Annotated in this window: 18 protein-coding genes and 2 pseudogenes; 3 read left to right on the forward strand and 17 right to left on the reverse strand. The window is 64.9% G+C overall.

The features are described from left to right. Positions 1-17 precede the first annotated feature (17 nt). From KNO15_RS07460 to KNO15_RS07515, 12 genes are all read right to left on the reverse strand, one after another. Positions 18-422: a DUF3566 domain-containing protein gene (locus KNO15_RS07460; protein ID WP_241702843.1), complete on the reverse strand. Its 405-nt coding sequence runs from the start codon at positions 420-422 to the stop codon at positions 18-20. A gap of 36 nt (positions 423-458) precedes the next feature. Further along, positions 459-1,226, reverse strand: a complete 768-nt coding sequence (locus KNO15_RS07465; protein WP_241702844.1) for a cytochrome c biogenesis CcdA family protein — start codon at positions 1,224-1,226, stop codon at positions 459-461. 22 nt (positions 1,227-1,248) lie between these two features. Then, positions 1,249-1,527, reverse strand: coding sequence for a hypothetical protein (locus KNO15_RS07470; protein ID WP_241702845.1), 279 nt, complete (start codon positions 1,525-1,527; stop codon positions 1,249-1,251). Between the two features lie 43 nt (positions 1,528-1,570). After that, positions 1,571-2,569, reverse strand: coding sequence for a c-type cytochrome biogenesis protein CcsB (gene ccsB / locus KNO15_RS07475; RefSeq protein WP_241702846.1), 999 nt, complete (start codon positions 2,567-2,569; stop codon positions 1,571-1,573). Then, positions 2,566-4,263 (reverse strand): cytochrome c biogenesis protein ResB, encoded by a 1,698-nt coding sequence (resB, locus tag KNO15_RS07480; RefSeq protein ID WP_241702847.1) that lies wholly within the window; start codon positions 4,261-4,263, stop codon positions 2,566-2,568. The genes ccsB and resB overlap by 4 nt, the downstream gene beginning before the upstream one ends. Next, positions 4,256-5,221 (reverse strand): prolipoprotein diacylglyceryl transferase, encoded by a 966-nt coding sequence (gene lgt / locus KNO15_RS07485; RefSeq protein WP_241702848.1) that lies wholly within the window; start codon positions 5,219-5,221, stop codon positions 4,256-4,258. The genes resB and lgt overlap by 8 nt, the downstream gene beginning before the upstream one ends. A 56-nt stretch (positions 5,222-5,277) precedes the next feature. After that, on the reverse strand, positions 5,278-5,910 hold the full coding sequence (locus KNO15_RS07490; RefSeq protein ID WP_308220430.1) for a TlpA family protein disulfide reductase: 633 nt from the start codon (positions 5,908-5,910) through the stop codon (positions 5,278-5,280). Next, positions 5,903-7,144 carry a M23 family metallopeptidase gene (locus KNO15_RS07495; protein ID WP_241702849.1) on the reverse strand — a complete coding sequence of 414 codons (1,242 nt, stop codon included), beginning with the start codon at positions 7,142-7,144 and terminating at the stop codon, positions 5,903-5,905. The genes KNO15_RS07490 and KNO15_RS07495 overlap by 8 nt, the downstream gene beginning before the upstream one ends. A 68-nt stretch (positions 7,145-7,212) precedes the next feature. Continuing rightward, the gene (locus KNO15_RS07500; RefSeq protein ID WP_241702850.1) at positions 7,213-8,025 is read right to left on the reverse strand and encodes a F510_1955 family glycosylhydrolase; all 813 of its coding nucleotides are present in this window, start codon (positions 8,023-8,025) and stop codon (positions 7,213-7,215) included. 107 nt (positions 8,026-8,132) lie between these two features. Then, positions 8,133-8,651 (reverse strand): M23 family metallopeptidase, encoded by a 519-nt coding sequence (locus KNO15_RS23300; protein WP_241702851.1) that lies wholly within the window; start codon positions 8,649-8,651, stop codon positions 8,133-8,135. 1,138 nt (positions 8,652-9,789) lie between these two features. Next, positions 9,790-10,404, reverse strand: a complete 615-nt coding sequence (locus tag KNO15_RS07510) for a hypothetical protein (protein WP_241702852.1) — start codon at positions 10,402-10,404, stop codon at positions 9,790-9,792. A 971-nt stretch (positions 10,405-11,375) separates the two neighbouring features. After that, positions 11,376-11,678 carry a hypothetical protein gene (locus KNO15_RS07515; protein WP_241702853.1) on the reverse strand — a complete coding sequence of 101 codons (303 nt, stop codon included), beginning with the start codon at positions 11,676-11,678 and terminating at the stop codon, positions 11,376-11,378. Positions 11,679-11,762: 84 nt separating this feature from the next. Between KNO15_RS07515 and KNO15_RS07520 the strand changes: the two genes are divergently transcribed. From KNO15_RS07520 to KNO15_RS07530, 3 genes and pseudogenes are all read left to right on the forward strand, one after another. Continuing rightward, a complete protein-coding gene (locus tag KNO15_RS07520; RefSeq protein WP_241702854.1) occupies positions 11,763-12,353 on the forward strand; it encodes a hypothetical protein in 591 nt (196 codons plus the stop codon). A 6-nt stretch (positions 12,354-12,359) separates the two neighbouring features. Then, a complete protein-coding gene (locus KNO15_RS07525; RefSeq protein ID WP_241702855.1) occupies positions 12,360-12,704 on the forward strand; it encodes an ArsR/SmtB family transcription factor in 345 nt (114 codons plus the stop codon). Next, positions 12,701-13,356, forward strand: a pseudogene (locus KNO15_RS07530) (cation diffusion facilitator family transporter). Before KNO15_RS07525 ends, KNO15_RS07530 begins: the two are co-directional and overlap by 4 nt. A gap of 44 nt (positions 13,357-13,400) precedes the next feature. On the opposite strand, the gene KNO15_RS07535 reads toward KNO15_RS07530, so the two are convergent. The 5 genes and pseudogenes from KNO15_RS07535 to KNO15_RS07555 all read right to left on the reverse strand — a co-directional run bounded on the left by KNO15_RS07535 (position 13,401) and on the right by KNO15_RS07555 (position 17,120). After that, positions 13,401-14,117, reverse strand: a complete 717-nt coding sequence (locus KNO15_RS07535; protein ID WP_241702856.1) for an aquaporin — start codon at positions 14,115-14,117, stop codon at positions 13,401-13,403. Continuing rightward, positions 14,114-15,075, reverse strand: a pseudogene (gene trxB / locus KNO15_RS07540) (thioredoxin-disulfide reductase). The gene KNO15_RS07535 and the pseudogene trxB overlap by 4 nt, the downstream one beginning before the upstream one ends. Further along, the gene (locus KNO15_RS07545) at positions 15,072-15,734 is read right to left on the reverse strand and encodes an arsenate reductase/protein-tyrosine-phosphatase family protein (RefSeq protein ID WP_241702857.1); all 663 of its coding nucleotides are present in this window, start codon (positions 15,732-15,734) and stop codon (positions 15,072-15,074) included. Before KNO15_RS07545 ends, trxB begins: the two are co-directional and overlap by 4 nt. A gap of 5 nt (positions 15,735-15,739) precedes the next feature. Next, entirely contained in the window at positions 15,740-16,153 is a 414-nt protein-coding gene (locus KNO15_RS07550; RefSeq protein ID WP_241702858.1) for an arsenate reductase ArsC, read from the reverse strand. Positions 16,154-16,208: 55 nt separating this feature from the next. Further along, positions 16,209-17,120 carry a metalloregulator ArsR/SmtB family transcription factor gene (locus KNO15_RS07555; protein WP_241702859.1) on the reverse strand — a complete coding sequence of 304 codons (912 nt, stop codon included), beginning with the start codon at positions 17,118-17,120 and terminating at the stop codon, positions 16,209-16,211. Positions 17,121-17,125 lie beyond the last annotated feature (5 nt).

A 17,125-nucleotide genomic window follows, 5' to 3' on the forward strand; every position in this document is an offset into this window, starting at 1 on the left:
CAGCGCAACCTCGGGTATCAGTCTTGTCTGAAGCCGATGAAGAGTCCGCCCGTCGCTTTGGAGCTGAGGTTGTAGAGCAGGGCGAGGAGCATTCCACCCACCATGGTCGCGAGCGCACCGACAAGTCCCACCGCAACCGATGCGACGAACACGGTTCCGAAGTTCACAACCTTGACAACGTTTGAAGCGGAGGATGCCGTGGTTTCACCTGACGGGCCGGACAGGAGGGAATCGATCTGCTGGAACGCACCGATCTGATTGAGGAACGTCCACAGGAGGGCGCTCGCAAGCACGGTGACTGCGGCCATGATCAAGCCGACTAGGAGGGACACCTTCGCCATCGACCACACACTTGTGTAGACCAGGTGAAGTCGGGCGTCGTGGCGTTCGACGGGTTCGCCGATGTTGTCTTGTCTGTTCATAGGGACTCCTTCGGGGTGTTCGTCGGGCGGACTGATTTAGATCGGGAGCGTGACCCCGCCGATGAGGGCTTGGAGACTGTAGATCCATACGGTCCAGAGCCCGGTGACCATGAGAACGCCGATCACGATCAGGACGCTGCCGCCGGCGATGTTAATTGCTCGGATGTGTCGGCGCAGGAAGCTGATGGCGCCCGTGGCCCAACCGATTCCGAGGGCGAGGAGGACGAAGGGAATTCCGAGGCCGATTGAGTAAAAGCCGGTCAGGATGGCGCCGCGCGCGGCGGATTGGCTGGACAGGCTGAGCGAGAGGACGGCGGCGAGGGTGGGTCCCATGCAGGGTGTCCAGCCGAGCCCGAATACCATTCCGAGCAGGGGTGCGCCGGTGATCCCGGTCGAGGGGCGGATGGGCAGTTTCAGGGTGCGTTGGAAGAATGAGAACGTGCCGATGAAGGCCAGGCCCATCACGATCACCAGGAGGCCGAGCAGCCGGGTGATGAGGTCCTGCCAGCGCACTAGCCAGGACCCGAATGCGCCGAACAGTGCACCGTAGGCGATGAACACGATGGCGAAGCCGAGGACGAAAAGTGCGACCCCTGCAGCGGTACGACGCCGGCTTACGCGCCCGGTGGACCCGGTGACTCCGCCGACATATGCCAGATACCCGGGAACCAACGGGAGCACGCACGGGGAGGCGAACGAAACCAGGCCGGCGAAGATGGCGATCGGGATGGCCAGCAGCAGTCCGCCATTGGCGATGATTGAGGCGAATTGTGCGCCCACTAGGTCGCCTCCGATCGGCGCCAACCCGGTAGTGGGAGGAGTTTGGTCATTTCTGGCCGGCAGTGATCGCGCCGGCGAGGATGAGGGCCGCGGCCATCGGATACCCGGCGGCGAGGTCGACCCAGCCGGGGGGCTGAGCGCCGAAGACGCCGAGGTGGGCGAGCCAATGTTGCAGGCCGACCAGGAATCCGATCAGCATGATCAGTTGGCCGACGCGCAGGAACCGGCGTTTGCGCAGGTAGCGTGCACGCAATTGCTCCGGCGTTGGTTTGGCTTCCTCGTGCGTGGTACGTCGTCGAGGGGGTTCTGCGTTCTTGCGGGCCATGGTTGCCTTCCTGTTGCTGATTGCGGTTGGTGGGTTGATCGGTTCAGAGACCGCTGTAGGAGTGCAGGCCTTTGAAGAAGACGTTAACGATGCCGAAGTTGAACATGACGGCAGAGAAGCCGATGATCGCCAGCCAAGCCGAGCGGGATCCACGCCAGCCGCGGGTGGCCCGGGCGTGGATGTAGCCGGCGTAGACGACCCAGATGATGAAGGTCCACACTTCCTTGGTGTCCCACCCCCAGTAGCGCCCCCAGGCCTTTTCTGCCCAGATCGCGCCAGCCATCAGAGTGAAGGTCCAGAGGATGAAACCGACGATGTTGATCCGGTACGCCAGGTTCTCCAGGGTGCCGGAGCTGGGCAGGGTTGCTAGGAACCGCAGCGGTGCCGGTCTGCCGTCGGCGATCTGTGTCTCTCGCCGAGTCTGCAGCAGTTGTACGGCGGAGAGCGCGAAGCCGATCGCGAAGAAGCCGGTGGCGATGATCGCGACCATCACGTGAATGACGAGCCAGTATGACTGCAACGCAGGCGGTAACGGTGCGACTTCGACGTAGTAACGCATGCTCGAGATCCCCAGGAGGATCAGCACAAGCCCCGTGACGAAGGAGCCAAGGAATCGCAAGTCGTACCGGAGCGTGACAACGAGGAAGACACCCACGATCAGCAGGGTGCCCGTCATCGAGAATTCATACATGTTCGCCCACGGCACCCGTCCGGCTGCGATGCCACGGAAAATGTCGGCGCCGAGTTGGACGATGAAGGCGAGGACGGTAAGTGAGTATCCGGTGCGCAAGCTCGCCGACCCGGCCGTAGAAACGCTGGCCCGATCCACGGATCCACGGACGAGGGTTGTCGTGCGCGCAGGACCGGACGCGTTGCCAGCCGCCGATTCTTGCGCACGTCGGGCGACGGCGCTAGGAACGGAAGCGGTCGCGCGAGCGCTGCGCCGGGCGAGGTCCAGCGCGAAAGCAATGAATGCTGCCGCGTAGAGGACCATCGAGCAGATCAGCAGCATGACGGAGATCTGTGACAAAGAATCGGTCACGGTGTTCCCTTCAGGTCGGTGTTTCGTGGTGAGTCCTGATCGGCTTCACTGGTGGTGCGGAAGGCTGCTTGGTGGGCAGACGCCAAGTCGGCTACCGCGTCCTGCAGTTGGGGGTCGTCGCCTCGAGCGAGTCCGGCGTACTCGATGCGGACGGGTTTGGCTTCTTCGACGATCGCTTTCACCCACAGGCGTCTGCGTGGCACGAAGAGGGAGGTGAGAAGGCCACCGAGCGCGGCGATGGCGAAGAACAGCACCCACCCCTGGGCGGGGTCGTGATGGATTTCGAAGGACGCGAACCGGGACACGCCGTCCAGCGTGATCGAGCCGAGACCGTCAGGCAGTTGCTGCGTCTGGCCGGGTTTGAGCTCGATGGAGCGGACCCCTGTTTTGCCGCCGGTGAGTTGGGTGAGTTTGGTGGTGTCGAGTGCGTACACCGACTTGGGTGCCCCGGTGTTGATGCCAAGGTCGCCGGAGTATGCGTTCAAGGTCAGCACAGGGTTGGTGAGATCCGGGTATGAGGAATAGAACGCGCCAGTGTTTGCGGTGGATTTCGTGGGGTAGAAGAACCCGATCAAACCGACTTGTTTGACAAGTCCGTCGGGGACTTTCACGACGCCGAGAGAGGTGAGGTTCGCGTCCTGTGGGAGGAAGGGGATGAAGTCGCTGAACACGGCGTGGCCTTGCGGGTCGCGGACCGTGATCCGGGGCGCGTACCCATTTCCGAGCAGATAGACGTCGGTGCCGCCGATCGCCAGCGGTTCGTTGACTTTGATCGTGCGGCTCGTCTTGTCTGGCGCGCCTTGGGTTTGGGTGGTGACGGTCGCGGTGTAGTCGGTCGGGAGTCCGCGTGCCCGTCTGTTCTGGGTTTCGTAGGTGACCGCGAGCTTGTTGAGGGTGAGCGAGTAGGGGGTCAGCTCTGCGGGGCTGAAGAAGCGGCCGGGGTTGAATGAATCGTAAGCGGCGAGGGTGTTGATCATGCTTTGACCCTCGACAACCACCCGGTTGCCGTTGAATCCGAATCCGCCACCGATCCCCACGGTGATCAGGACCCCGATCAAGGCGATGTGGAAGGTCAGGTTTCCCGCTTCGCGCAGGTAGCCCCGTTCGGCGCTCACTGACAGCTCGCGCCGCTGAGCGGTCTGCACGCCGGTAAAGGCGGCAACCCGATAGCCGCGTTTGCGGAGAATTGTTGCCGCCGTGGTGATTGCCGTGGCGGCCGTGGCCGCGGAGCTGGCGGCACCCAGGCGATCTGACAATTCGATGGTGATGTAACCGCTCATCCGTGATAGCCGGGCGGGCGTTTTCGGTGGTGTCGCGCGCAGGGAGCGGAAGTGGTGGACCGTGCGCGGCAGGACGCAGCCGATCAGGGAGATGAACAGCAGCAGGTAGATGCTGGAGAACCAGAACGAGGTGTAGGCGTCGAAGGCTTGGAGCCTGTCCAGCATTGGGGCAAGGCCCGGGTTGTTTTTGAAGTATTGGACGACACCGTTGGGGTCGGAGCTGCGTTGTGGGACCAGGGAACCGGGGACGGCGGCAAGAGCGAGCAGCAGGAGCAGGAACAGGGCGACGCGCATGCTGGTCAGCTGGCGCCAGGTCCAGCGCATCCATCCGGTGAACCCGAGCGCCGGTTCGGTGATCCTGCCAGGGCCTGGTGCGGGAGGCAGGACGTCGATGTGATCCAGGGGCCTAGACATCGGACTGCTTTCGCATCGAACTCAGTGGGGTCTCGTGGTTGGGAGCCCCTGCAGGATCGTCAATGGATGGAGCGGTGACGGCGGGGTTCGGATCGTTGAGGGGTGCGGGTTGGTGCCCGTCACGGTACGGCGAGTCCTCGGGGTCGGGATGGCGTTTGGTTTGCACGAGGAAGAGCGCCGCGCCGAGCGCGACCAGGACGAAGGAGGCCCACACGTTGGCGGGAATACCGAGGAGCGTGTTGCTGGTGGGGTCGATCCGGATGGCTTCCAGCCAGCTGCGGCCCAGGCCGTACCAGATGAGGTATACGGCGAATGCTCGCCCCCATCGCAAGGTGAGGCGGCGTTCCAGCAGCAGGATGACGCCCACTCCGATGAGGTTCCAGATGATCTCGTAGAGGAACAGCGGGTGGAAGAGCGTTCCAGCGGGGAGGCCGGCGGGGAATTTGGGATTGCTCGCTTCGATCTGCAGACCCCACGGCAACGTGGTGGGGAGACCGAAGAGTTCGTGGTTGAAGTAGTTGCCAAACCGTCCAAGCGATTGTGCGACGAGCATGGCCGGTGCCAGCGCGTCTGCGAAGGACCAGAACCGGATTTTGGTTTGCCGGCACCCGACGTAGGCGCCGACGGCTCCGCCGATGAGGGATCCATAGAGGGCGTTCCCGCCGTCCCAGATTGCGAACACGTTCCACAGGTTCGCGCCGGGGTAGAAGTAGTCGCCGGTGTGGGTGAAGACGTGGTAGAACCGGGCGCCGACGATGCCTAACGGCACCGCCCAGAGAATGATGTCGAGAACGACGGGGCCGCGGGCGCCCCGCTGAGCGAGTCGTTTGGATGTGATCAACGTGGCTGCGACTATTCCGGCGAGAATGCACAGCGCATAGGTGTGGATGGTAAGCGGACCCAGCGTGAACTGGGCGAGCACGGGATCGGGGCTGGGAATGCTGAGGTGGCGGATCATGAGGGGACTTTCGGTGAGGGGTGTGCGGGTGGGGGCTCCTAACGTCGCGGAAGGTGTCACGGTCCCTGTTCTGTCTGAACGGTGCTGATTAGTGCGCTGAGCACGGACGCGTCCGGCAGTTGGCCAAGGATGCGAGCGGCGACGCGCCCGTCCTTGTCGACGACGAGTGTGGTGGGGACCGCGTTGGGGGCGACAATCCCGCTGAACGCCAGTTGCATGGCACCGTCAGAGGCATCGAGCACGCTGGGGTAGGTCACCCCATAGGTGCGGGCGAACGCGCGGGCGGTGTCGGCTTGGTCCCTGACGTTGACGCCGAGGAATTCAACACCTTGTCCGGCGAATTTTGTGTACGTCTTTTCGAGTGCTGGTGCCTCGGCCCGGCATGGTGCGCAGCCGGCGTACCAGAAATTGAGGACCAGAACTTTCCCGGCGTACATGGCTGAAGTGGTCGGTTTGCCGTCTTCGAGCTTTCCCGCGAATGCGACGGGTGCCGCACGATTCTGGGGTTTGATTTCGGTGATGGTGCCGTCGCCGGCGACGTAGTTCTTCCCGGATCCGTCTTTGTACTGCTGAGCGAGGGCATCGTTGTTGCTGCTGCACCCCGCCAGCGTGACGACGAGCATGACAGCTGCGGCCACCGAGGTGAGGACGGTACGGAGCCTGATGGTTCGCATGATGCGGTTAGCCAAGGGTGATTCCTCTCTCGCTCATGAATGGTTGCGGGTCGATCCGGTTGCCGTTAACACGAACTTCGAAGTGCAGGTGGCAACCGGAGGAGCCGCCCGTCGTACCGACCTGGGCGATGTTCTGGCCGGCTTGAACGGTTTGGCCCACGTTGACCAGGACTCCACCCTCGCGGATGTGCGCGTACCCGGTCATCACCCCGGTGCCGTGGTCAAGGAGCACCCAGTTGCCGTAGGTTCCGAGCCAGCCTGCGTATACGACGCGTCCGGGGGCGGCGGCGAATATCGCGGTGCCGCACCCGGCGGCAAGATCTGTGCCGTAATGGAATGCGCCCGAACTGGCGACCGGTTTGTCCGGGCGCGGCCCGAAGCGGTCGCTGATCCATCCGGACACCGGTTTCGCCCAACCTTGTCCACCGAGTTGCCCGCCGTCCCCCGACGGCACCGGTGCCCCACCTGCCGCAGCCGCAGCCGCAGCCGCCGCGGCTGCGGCGGCCGCGGTAGCTGCGGCGGCCGCTTCTTGCTGACGTCGGGCCTCTTCCCCTTTGCGGTAGTCGGCTTCGGTCGCTTTGCGGTTCTCGACCAGCACTGCCAGTTGGGCTTTCAGGGTTCCCTGTGTCTGTTGCTGTTCAGCCAGCTGGTTCGCTGCAGCACGGCTGGCAGTGACGGCATCCTGCAGCGCCTTTTGGGCAGCGCGGCTAAGGTTCGCCAGAGCGGCTTGGGCGGCATCCGCCTGGCGGGTAAGTGATCGGACGGTGTTTGCGCTGGTGGTGGCGGCGGCGAAGGCCCGATTGGAGCGTTGCGTGAGTTGGCTCATGGTGCCGAGCTGGAACAGCAGCGTCTCCGCTCGTTGCCCGTTCAGCAGAAGCAGCGTGGTCGGGTCGCCGTTGCCGAAGCGTGCAAGTTGGGCGACAAGTTGGCCGGCGCGTGCTTGGGATTCGCTCGCACTCGCCTGCTCCGCATCGGCCGAAGTACGCAGCGTTTGTGCGCGGTAATTTGCTAGATCGAGTCGTGCTTGTGCTTTCTCATAGTCGCTGCCACGGTCGGCTGCTGCTGCCTGGGCAGTGCGGACGTTGTCTTCCAGTGTGCGCAGAAGATTGGTGATCCGATTGATTTCGGTTGCTTTCGCACTCTCGCTTGAGCGTGCGGCTTCAACCTCCGCCCAGGACGGGTAGTCGGCGCCTCGAGCCGGGCCTGCTGCCACCAGCTGGCTGCTGAGTAGGACGGTCAGGATCAGCACAGCCACTGGCCACCGCACTCGAATTGGTCGGACGCGACGCGTACTCTTCGTCCAGTCCCGTGTTGCGCTCATGGGCTGCCTTCGATCAGGGTGACCCAGGTGGCGCCGTGATCGGCGGTCGCGACGATTCCGCGGGCATCGGCACCGAGGATCCAGAGTTTGGACGCGCCCTGCACTGTTGCCAGCGACTCGGGCAGAGAGTCGAACGTTCCCTTCCGCGCCCAGGTGTAACCGTCGTCTGTGGTTGCCCAAATTGTTTTGTTGATGTCGACGCCGATGAATTGTCCCGCTGCGGCATCCACCGGGGCGACCAAGTACAGGGTCGGCCCACCGGGCATGGCAGAGAAGGTCATGCCGGCGTCGCGGCTGATCTGTACGCCGGCCTGGGTTGTGGCAAGGAGCGTGTCGGGCGCGTTCGGGTTGACCGCGAGCTTCCGCAACGACAGTTTCGCGCCATCACGCCAGGTGTGGCCGCCATCATCGCTGATCCGGACGCGTTGTTGGCCCGGGTCGTAGCCGTAGATTCGTACCCGGGCGTCGCTTGTCGCGGCGGTAACGAGGTCGTGGAAGTCGGTGTCACCGGCAAGCGAAACGGGCTTCCACGTTTGTGCGGCATCGAGGCTTTGGACTAGACCCAGGTTCGCGGGTAACTGCTGCGGGTTATTGCCGGGATCGGGGTGCCCGGATGCGAACATGACGCCAGAACTGGCGATCGTGAACCCCATTGTGTCCTGGCTACCATCGCCGATCCGGGCGGTGGTCTCGGTGGCGAAACCATCTTCTAGTTTCGCCGCGTCGATCGCCCACACCCCGTGATGGGTCGCGGCAAAGATGCGACCGTGCGTGGCATCCAGGCCGTGCACGTGTCCGAGCTCGTTCATCGTCGGAGCCGTAAGTGTCGCGGCGCTGCAACCGCTGAGCAGGACTGCGACCGCGAGAGGGCCGACAACGAGAGCTGAGCTGTGTCGACGGATGCGAGAGCGCATGGCTATTTCACTTTCTGCGTAAGCCACGCATAGGGGTCGACCGGGGTTCCGTTGACGGAAATGCCGAGGTGCAAATGGGCGCCGGTGCTGGCCCCCGTGCTGCCGACCAGTCCGACCAGTTGTCGGACTTTGACGGTTTCTCCCACACTGAGCGCGAGCGAACCATAGGCCATGTGGGCGTAGAGGCTGCTGACGGTTTGTCCGTCGATTTGGTGGTCGATGATGGCGTACACGCCCAGGCTTCCGGACGGATTACCAACCTCGCGGACGACGCCATCCGCGATCGCCTGGATGGGGGTTCCGGCGCCCGGATTCATATCGATGCCCTCGTGATAGGAGGAGCAACCAGAGCAGGGGGCGACTCGGTAGCCGAATCCGTCGCTGATGGGTACGCCAACATCGAATGGCCACTGGATCGGGGAGGCGGGGTCGTTTGTGAACGTGTTCGCTGTCCGCAGGAAAGTGTTCGGGGTAGTGACGGTGGCTTTTGGTTTCGGTTTCGGCGGCGGCGGCGCGGTCACAGCGACTTCTTCGCGTGTAACGGGTGCCGGGTCGGCAGCGGCGACTGTTACCGTTTGCAGCTCTCCCGGCCGTGCCGTTGCAATCTGTTGCCGCTCGCCGGGCACGATCGCATAGGCCGGAAGGGCGTAGGTTCCGAACAGGGTTCCAGCTAACGCGAGTGCAGCAATCGGCGCCCGCCGTTTGCGGGTACGTCGTTGCCCTGCGGCTGCCGTGGCGGGCGCGACTGGTCGGCGTCGCTCGGCGTCGCGTCGGGCGCGGCGTGATTCGTACTGGTAGGCGGTTGCGGGAAGCGTGTTCGCGCTTCGGCGGCGGCGAGAATGTGTGGGCATCGTGGCGAAAAGCTCCGACGTTTTTCACATGAGCAGACCCGTGGGGTCGCTCGGGAGGGTAACAGCGAGAATGCCGGCCGGAGGCTGCCTTCGTCGCCGATATAAGAGGGAGGGTGTGACGGAGACCATCGGACGAGAAGCGTCGATCACGTCACAGCAGTGGAGTGCAGAAAGCCCAGGACAGCCAACCACTAGTTCTTTGCTAGTCAGGTCGGCGTTGCGCCGTGGGTTCGAGAAGTGCCGGTTTAGGTGCGGCTTACCGAGAGCGCGACTAGCGACGGACCATGCGCGCGGACAGACGTAATCGAAGACCTGATAGGCGCGATTCGCTGCACGAAGTCAACAAGCGCGAGCCCTCTACTTACGGCGAAGAGTGAGACGGCGACCGCGATCACGACCAGAACACACGCGGCTCCGGTGATCGCGCAACTGAGCTCGCAAATTGTGTCGCACTGCGGCCCCGGAGAGCTCTGAAGGCTCACGGGTGCGCTTGCGGCTGACGGAACCGGCACGATTGCCGGCTCTAGGTGTGAGTGGGTCGCGACAGGTTGGGTGCCAACAGAAGTTGCGACGACCTCTTGTGGGTGTGCGGAGTTCATGGATGTCATCACAAACATCCCGACCGCCAACGCCATAAGGGACAGCACTGCGAGCAGGATCCGACGCCGGCGCATAGCAACGACCCATTTTGGGTCGAGTCGCGTTAGCGTCATGGTTTCAATCCTGGGTTGGTGGCGGGGCACTCGCATCTTAGCGATCGGTGCTGGGTGGACGGCAGCAGACCGGATGATCTGTCTGCATTTACGGGCTATGTCGAGACCTTGAGCGTGGTCCCTTGCGCTTGCCGAAAGTCAATGTGGAGGTGATCGCAGGTGTCGTCGAACGGCAGAAAGTTTGTGACGGACACGCTCCCCCGGCAGCTCACTTGCCCCAGATCTGTATCCGGCGGCATCACAGGGTCTAGCGCGCGAATCAGCTTCAGCGAGCCTGGATCTCCGCCAGTGAGCGGGCGACCATTGAGTAGATAGAAGTCCACGGCATGACCTCCGCCATTGGCGTAATGCGAGGACGCACTACCGGCACCTTCTATCTGGCCGGTGCACCGTCGGTTGATGTCACTGACGCCGACGGTATTGAAGTTCGCTAATGCGACTTCAATGGTCTGCAGCACGCGATAGTCGACACCACATCCGGGCACGGCGCGGCCCTCCGCGAGGTTCCGGATTTCCGGGATATGGTCGGGGATGTACCCCGTCAACCGCCCTTGCCCAAATGCCACCATAAGAGTTTGCGCCAACCGCTGTACCGTCGGCGAGACGGTCGACTCCACCGTGGAGTCCAGTTTCACGCTGTTCTCAGTGACTGAGAAAGCTTCCCGCGCCGCAGCTGGAATAGCAGCTCCGCCACTCAGCAGCGTTTGCACTGCCGCATCCGCTCGAGACCCAGTAGCGGAGCCATCGGGGGAAGAGGCATACGCCGGCAACGCGGCCGTTCCAACGAGCCCACTCGCCGCCGCAACCACAACAACCTTTGCCCAAATCGAGCGCAGTCGCCGGTTTTGCGATCGGCTTCTTTTTGAGGACCGATATGCAAAAGGGGCTTTAGCTGGCCGCGCGTTGCTGAGTCGGCGCGAACTTGGCGCCATCGGGTTGTTGCCTAGATCAAGAAGTGCGTCTTGTCTAAACCGCGGGGATGCTGAATCCCGACGGCTGGCCCGTCGGCTCGGGGCGGATACGGTGTGGGGGGCTCGTCTACCCGGTGTCTGGGCAGAAGCCAACTCGATTCCGCGGCGTTCGAACGCGTGTCTCTCGCGTCGAGACGAGAAAACGTCCGCTGCAGCCGTATGGTTCGATCGCTGTTGCGTCGCCGCAGTTCCCAGCGGGCCGTGGGGCTTGACGAGGTGCTGTAGCTGTGAAAAGTCGCCCGCAGACGTGCTCGAGCCTGCCACACACTGCCTTTCGCCGGGGAACGCGAACGCGGCAGGGAATTCCAGGTTCGCGATGGGAATACCCCGTAATGGTATGTGCTCGTTACCAAATTGTCACATTCCGCAGTCAGCCCAGCACTCAGGTGGCAACATATCCCGCTACGGGATCAGCCCCGACAACTTCCTCTGGCAACAAGCGGGCGGACGTGGACCCGCGGCGAAATCACGCCGGGCGTACCACAGGCGCTCACACTCAGCCGCAACAACGTCATCGTCGCAACCGACCGGGGAGTATTCACCACCTCCGACCTCGGGAACGTCTGGACGGCCGTTTGGAGCGACCCCAATCGGCTCCTGGGCTGACGTAACGCCGATTGTCGGGTATTTAGGGTGGTATTCGGAATGGGGTTTTGCTACGGATTCATTCCGGTATCGGCGGTAAGACGGCCCGCTTCTCGTTTGCGCTGTCAGGACAGCTCGCGAGTCGCCGCTTGCACCGTTGACGGCCCGACCACTGGACCTCCGCGCTGGGATACCCGGTTGAAGGCGACGAACGGCACACACGCCGTCTCAGCCGTGAGCGCCGCCAGACGGCCGATCGGTGTGCGCGGATCGGCGGCGATCGCCCATCCATCGACGGCGTGCCGGCTCACCGTCTCGACGCATTCCCGCTTCTCCTCTGCCGATGGGCTCGACGAGCCGACCACGCCGATCAGTCCGCCTTGCAGTTCCGGACCCATGTTTCTCGTATCGATGACGAATACCCGCATCCCAATCACTCCCCTGTCTCTCGTTCTTGTTTGCCTTCCGGCGGAGAGATCGAGAGCGAGCGGGAGGGGCGTAGTGCTGGGATCGTGGAATACCGGAACGGAGCGCAGCGGAGCGAGGATATGCCGCGAAAGCCCGGCACGAAGAACCGGGAGCGAGCTACGATCGGCCGGCGGAAAGACAAACAAGGCAACAGGCCCAGCGCCGCCGCAGGCGGCTCCTCGCGTCGTCACCCGCGCCGTGGCGCACTGGGGAACATCCAGTCGATCTCCGACGCAGGCGACCGGCGTATCTCCTGCGAGATCGGCTGTCGCGATTTCGAGCAGGCCCCCACTTTGATACAGCGAACGCTGTATCATCGCGATATGTCCCATGTCGGCCCCCTCAACTCGATTCCGATCGCGTGCACGCTTTCGCCCGATACCGGCCGGGCCCAGGTTGAACGCTGGCATCGATTCGATGACCGATTCGCCGTCAGTCGCACGAGAACCGACGACCGCCTCGTCGTGCACTACACCCGCAGCGATGACTCGATCGCGGAGCTCAACGAGCTCGTTGCGGCGGAGCAGTTGTGCTGCGCTTTCGTCAACTGGTCCGTGGATACCGACGACAACGACCTTCGGCTCGTCGTCACCGGAACGCCGGAGCAGATCGAAGCCCTCGTCCTCACCCACTGAGAGACCATGACGAACATCGCCCCTGCGGCCACCATCACGCACACGGCCGCCCTGGCGCGCTTCGGCCATGCGCTGTCCGACCCCACACGCGTCGGCGTTCTGCTCGCTCTGCGGGAGGCGCCGGCCTTTCCATCCGATCTCGCCGACGCCCTCGGCGTCTCCCGCCAGGTGATGTCGAACCAACTCGCCTGCCTGCGGGGGTGCGGACTGGTCGAAGCTATCCCGGAGGGCCGCCGGACCTGGTACCGACTGGCCGACGGCCATATCGCGCCCGCGCTGGATGAGCTGCTGCGCGTCACGCTGTTCGTCGAGCCGGGGTGCTGCGCAGGCGAGGAATGCCGCTGCGCATGACTGCACCCATCACGCATGAGCGCTCCGGGATCCTTCAGCGGCGCATCCGCTTGATCGTCGCCGCCACCATCAGCTACAACCTCATCGAGGCCGTCGTGGCAATCGCGGCCGGCAGTGTCGCATCGTCCGCTGCACTCGTTGGTTTCGGGTTGGACTCGACCATCGAGGTCCTCTCCGCCGCGGCTGTCGCGTGGCAGTTCACCCGGCCTGACCCGGAGCGGTGGGAGAAGCCCACTCTCAGAGTGATCGCGGTCGCGTTCTTCGCGCTGGCCGCTTATGTCACCGTCAGCTCGTTACTGACGCTGGTCGCCCGTGTCGAGGTCCAGCACTCACCCGTCGGGATCGCGCTCACCGCACTGAGTGTGGCCGTCATGCCGTTCCTGTCCTACGCCGAGCGCCGCGCCGGACGCGAGCTCGGCTCGGCGACCGCGGTCGCCGACTCGAAGCAGACCCTGATCTGCACCTACTCTCTGCGGCCGTCCTGATCGGCCTGCTCCTGAACAGCGTGCTCGGGTGGTGGTGGGCCGATCCGATCGCGGGAATCATGATCGCGGTCTTCGCTCTGCGCGAGGGCGTCGAAGCCTGGCGAGGGGACGCCTGCGCGACCTCCATCGGGATGGTGCTCGAGGATGGAAGCGACGACCGGCACTGACTGGGCTGACGCACGGGACGCTCGTCAGACCGCCTGCCAGGCGGCTAGCGCGTAGCGCCCGGCCTCGGGGCGAACAGGCGCACAGCTGCCAGCCCGATGCCGGCCCCGACGAGCTGGGCGCCGATGTACCAGGGAACGCTGCCGGGTGCGATGCCGGCGAAGGTGTCGGTAATGGTGCGGCCGATGGTGATGGCGGGGTTGGCGAAGCTGGTGGAGCTGGTGAACCAGTAGGCGGCGCCGATGTACGCGCCGACTGCTGGGGCGATGATCCCACTGCGTCCGGTGCGGGCTAGGACGAAGATGACCAGGATCAGGCCGGCGGTCGCGACGACTTCGGCGAGCAGGTGTGCCGGTGTCGCGCGTTCGGTGCTGCTCCATCGGGCGGCGGGCTGCTCGAACATCAGGTTCGCCAGCATTGCCCCGGCGAGACAGCCGAGGATCTGCGCGGGGATGTAAGTCCAGAGGTCGCGCCACGGACGACCGCCGATTGCGGCGTCGACGAGGGTGACGACCGGGTTGAACTGAGCGCCGGAGCTCGGCGCGAAGACGAGGATGAGCACCGTCAGGCCGAGCGCCGTCGCGAGGGCGTTCTCGAGCAGCTGGAGGCCAGTGTCGCTCGGCGAGAGATTCTGGGCCGCGATCCCCGACCCCACGACGACCGCCGTGAGTCCGGCGCTACCGACGAACTCGGCCAGGGCCGGACGGAGCACCGCGACCGCGGGGATCCGGATCTGCTCCGCAGCCGAGGTGGTCGCGGTCATGCGTTGGCCGCCACGGGCTGCTCCGCGACCGGCGCGCGTCCAGCAAGGTAGTGCTGAGCATCAAGCGCGGCAGCGCACCCAGTCCCCGCAGCGGTGATCGCCTGCCGGTAGCGGCGGTCGACGAGGTCGCCGCACGCGAACACGCCAGGCAGGTTTGTCGCGGTGGTCGGGTGGGCGACCTTAACGTACCCGTCGGGGTCGAGGTCGATTTGTCCGGTGACGAGGGCGCTACGGGGGTCGTGGCCGATGGCGACGAACAGCCCGGTCGCGTCCAGAGTCCCGGGCTGGCCGGTGACAGTGTCGCGCAGGCTGAGCTGCTTGAGCTTGTCGTCGCCGTGAGCTTCGGCGATCTGGGTGTTCCAGCGGACGGTGATCTTGGGGTTGGCGAGCGCTCGGTCTTGCATGATCTGGGAGGCGCGGAACTCATCGCGGCGGTGGATGAGGGTGACGGAGTTGGCGAACCGGGTGAGGAACATCGCCTCCTCGAGTGCGGAGTCGCCGCCGCCCGCGACGGCGATGTCCTGGTCGCGGAAGAACGCGCCGTCGCAGGTCGCGCACCACGAGATCCCGTACCCGGAGAGTCGGTCCTCGCCCTCGACCCCGAGCTTTCGGTGCGCGGAGCCCATTGCGAGGACGACGGCGTGCGCCTGGTAGTTGTCGCCGTTTCCGGTGGTGATGGTCTTGATGTCGCCGGCGAGGTCGACGGCGGTGGCGTCGTCGTAGACGAGTCGGGCGCCGAAGCGTTCGGCCTGCTGGCGCAGGTTCTCCATCAGGTCAGGGCCTTGGATGCCGTCGACGAAGCCGGGGAAGTTCTCGACCTCGGTCGTGTTGACCAAAGCGCCGCCGATCTCGACGGAGCTGGTGAGCACGATCGGGTCCAGTCCGGCGCGGCCAGGTAGATCGCGGCGGTGTACCCGGCGGGGCCGGAGCCGATGACAACGACGTTCTCGACGCTCACGCGGGCGTCACCTCCAGACTCTTCAGCAGCTCGCGAACGTGCTGCTCCACCTCATCGCGGATGCCCCGGACGGTGTCGACGGACTGGCCCTGCGGATCCTGCAGCTCCCAGTCCTGGTAGCGCTTTCCGGGGTAGATCGGGCAGGCGTCGCCGCAGCCCATCGTCACCACGACGTCCGCGGCCTGCACGACATCGTCGGTCAGCGGCTTGGGGAACTCGCGGCTCATGTCCAACCCGAGCTCGGTCATCACCTCGACCACGGCCGGGTTCAGCTCGTGCGCGGGCATCGAACCGGCGGAGCGGACGTGGACGCGGCCGCCGGAGAGCGCCTCGGTGAGGACGGCTGCCATCTGCGAGCGGCCGGAGTTCTGCTCGCAGACGAACAGCACTTCGGGCCAGATCACCGGCAGGGCACCCTTGGCCTGCGCGAGCGCGGTCAGGCGTTCGGTCGCGAAATGGATGGTGCGGGTCGCCAGGTGCGCCTTCACCGTCGCGGTGCGCAGCAAGGCGGCGTAGGACTCCAGCACGTACCGTTCGACGGTCTCCCGGTTGAAGATCCCCTCGAACTTGGCCGCCAGCTCGTCGGCCAAGCGCCGCAGATACTGTTCCGGATAGGCGAGTTCCGGTTGGGCTCGGCGCCCCGTCGCGTCGATGGTCATGAGCGTCACACCGCCGCGGGCAGGAGCTCGGCGAGCAGGTTCTCGATGCGCTGCTTGATGTCGTCGCGGATCGGGCGGACCTCGTCGACCGGGCGACCGGCCGGGTCGGTGAGTTCCCAGTCCTCGTAGCGCTTGCCGGGGAAGATCGGGCAGGTGTCGCCACAGCCCATCGTGATCACGACATCGGACTCCTTGACGGCTTCGGTGGTGAGGATCTTGGGCTGCTCGCCCGCGATGTCGATGCCCTCCTCGGCCATGACCTGAACGGCGACCGGATTGATCTGGTCCTTCGGCTCGGAGCCGGCGGAGAGGACCTCGACGCGGCCTCCGGAGAGTTCGCGCATGTACCCGGCGGCCATCTGGGAGCGGCCGGCGTTGTGGATGCAGACGAACAGGACGGTGGGCTTGGTGTCAGACATGGCGGGTCTCGCTTTCTCTCGTACCAGAAAGCATAGACGGGCATCTATGGTTTTGCTAGTCGGTGGCGGCCGTGTTCACGAGCCGTTCAGCGTCGATCCGGTTCAGGAGGTCGCGGACGCGGCCTTCGATGTCATCGCGGATCTCCCGCACCGTGGCGATGGGCTGGCCGACCGGGTCGGGGATGTCCCAGTCGAGGTACTCGCGGCCCGGGTAGATGGGGCAGGCGTCGCCGCAGCCCATGGTGATCACGTAGTCCGCCGCGCGGACTGCCTCGTCGGTGAGCGGCTTGGGGAACTCACCGCCGAGCGGGGTGCCGACCTCGTCGAGCACGGTGACGATCGTGGAGCGCACGGCGTCGGCGGGCTCGGAGCCGGCGGTGCGGACAACCACGCGGTCGCCGGCGAGCTGGCGCAGGATCGCCGAGGCCAGCTGGGAGCGGCCGGCGTTCTGCACGCACACGAACAGCACCTCCGGCACCCCGGCCCGTGCGCCGGTCGCGCGCAGGAGTGCGTCGAGGCGGGAGACCGCGAACGCGCTGGTCAGCGATGCCCGGTTCTTGCGGCCGTCAAGGCGGTCGTAGCTGTCCCGGACGTACTGCTCGACGCTCTCCCGGGACAGAACACCGCGATAGCGAAGAGCGAGGTCCTCAATGATCCGCTCCGTCGCCGCACCGTCTTCAGCCGGCGGCTCGTCGCGGACGAGTTCCGCGACCCGGTCCAGCTGATCCGTCGTGATCGAGTACCAGGCGGTGCGACCCTCCTGGCTGCGCTCGACCAGACCCTCCTCGCGCAGCAGCTTCAGATGGTGTGAGACCGTCGGTTGCCGCAACCCCAGCGTCTCTGCCAGCCTGGTCACCGAGCCGCGCCCGTCGGGCGCGTCGAGCAGCAGGCGGAGAATACGTGCCCGCGTGGGATCGCTGATCCGCTTCAAGCTCCGCAGCGCGTCCGGTTCCGGCACCCCACCCATAGACG

This window comes from Leifsonia shinshuensis, from assembly GCF_022606355.1.
In the GTDB taxonomy this organism is placed as follows: Bacteria; Actinomycetota; Actinomycetes; order Actinomycetales; family Microbacteriaceae; genus Leifsonia; species Leifsonia shinshuensis_B.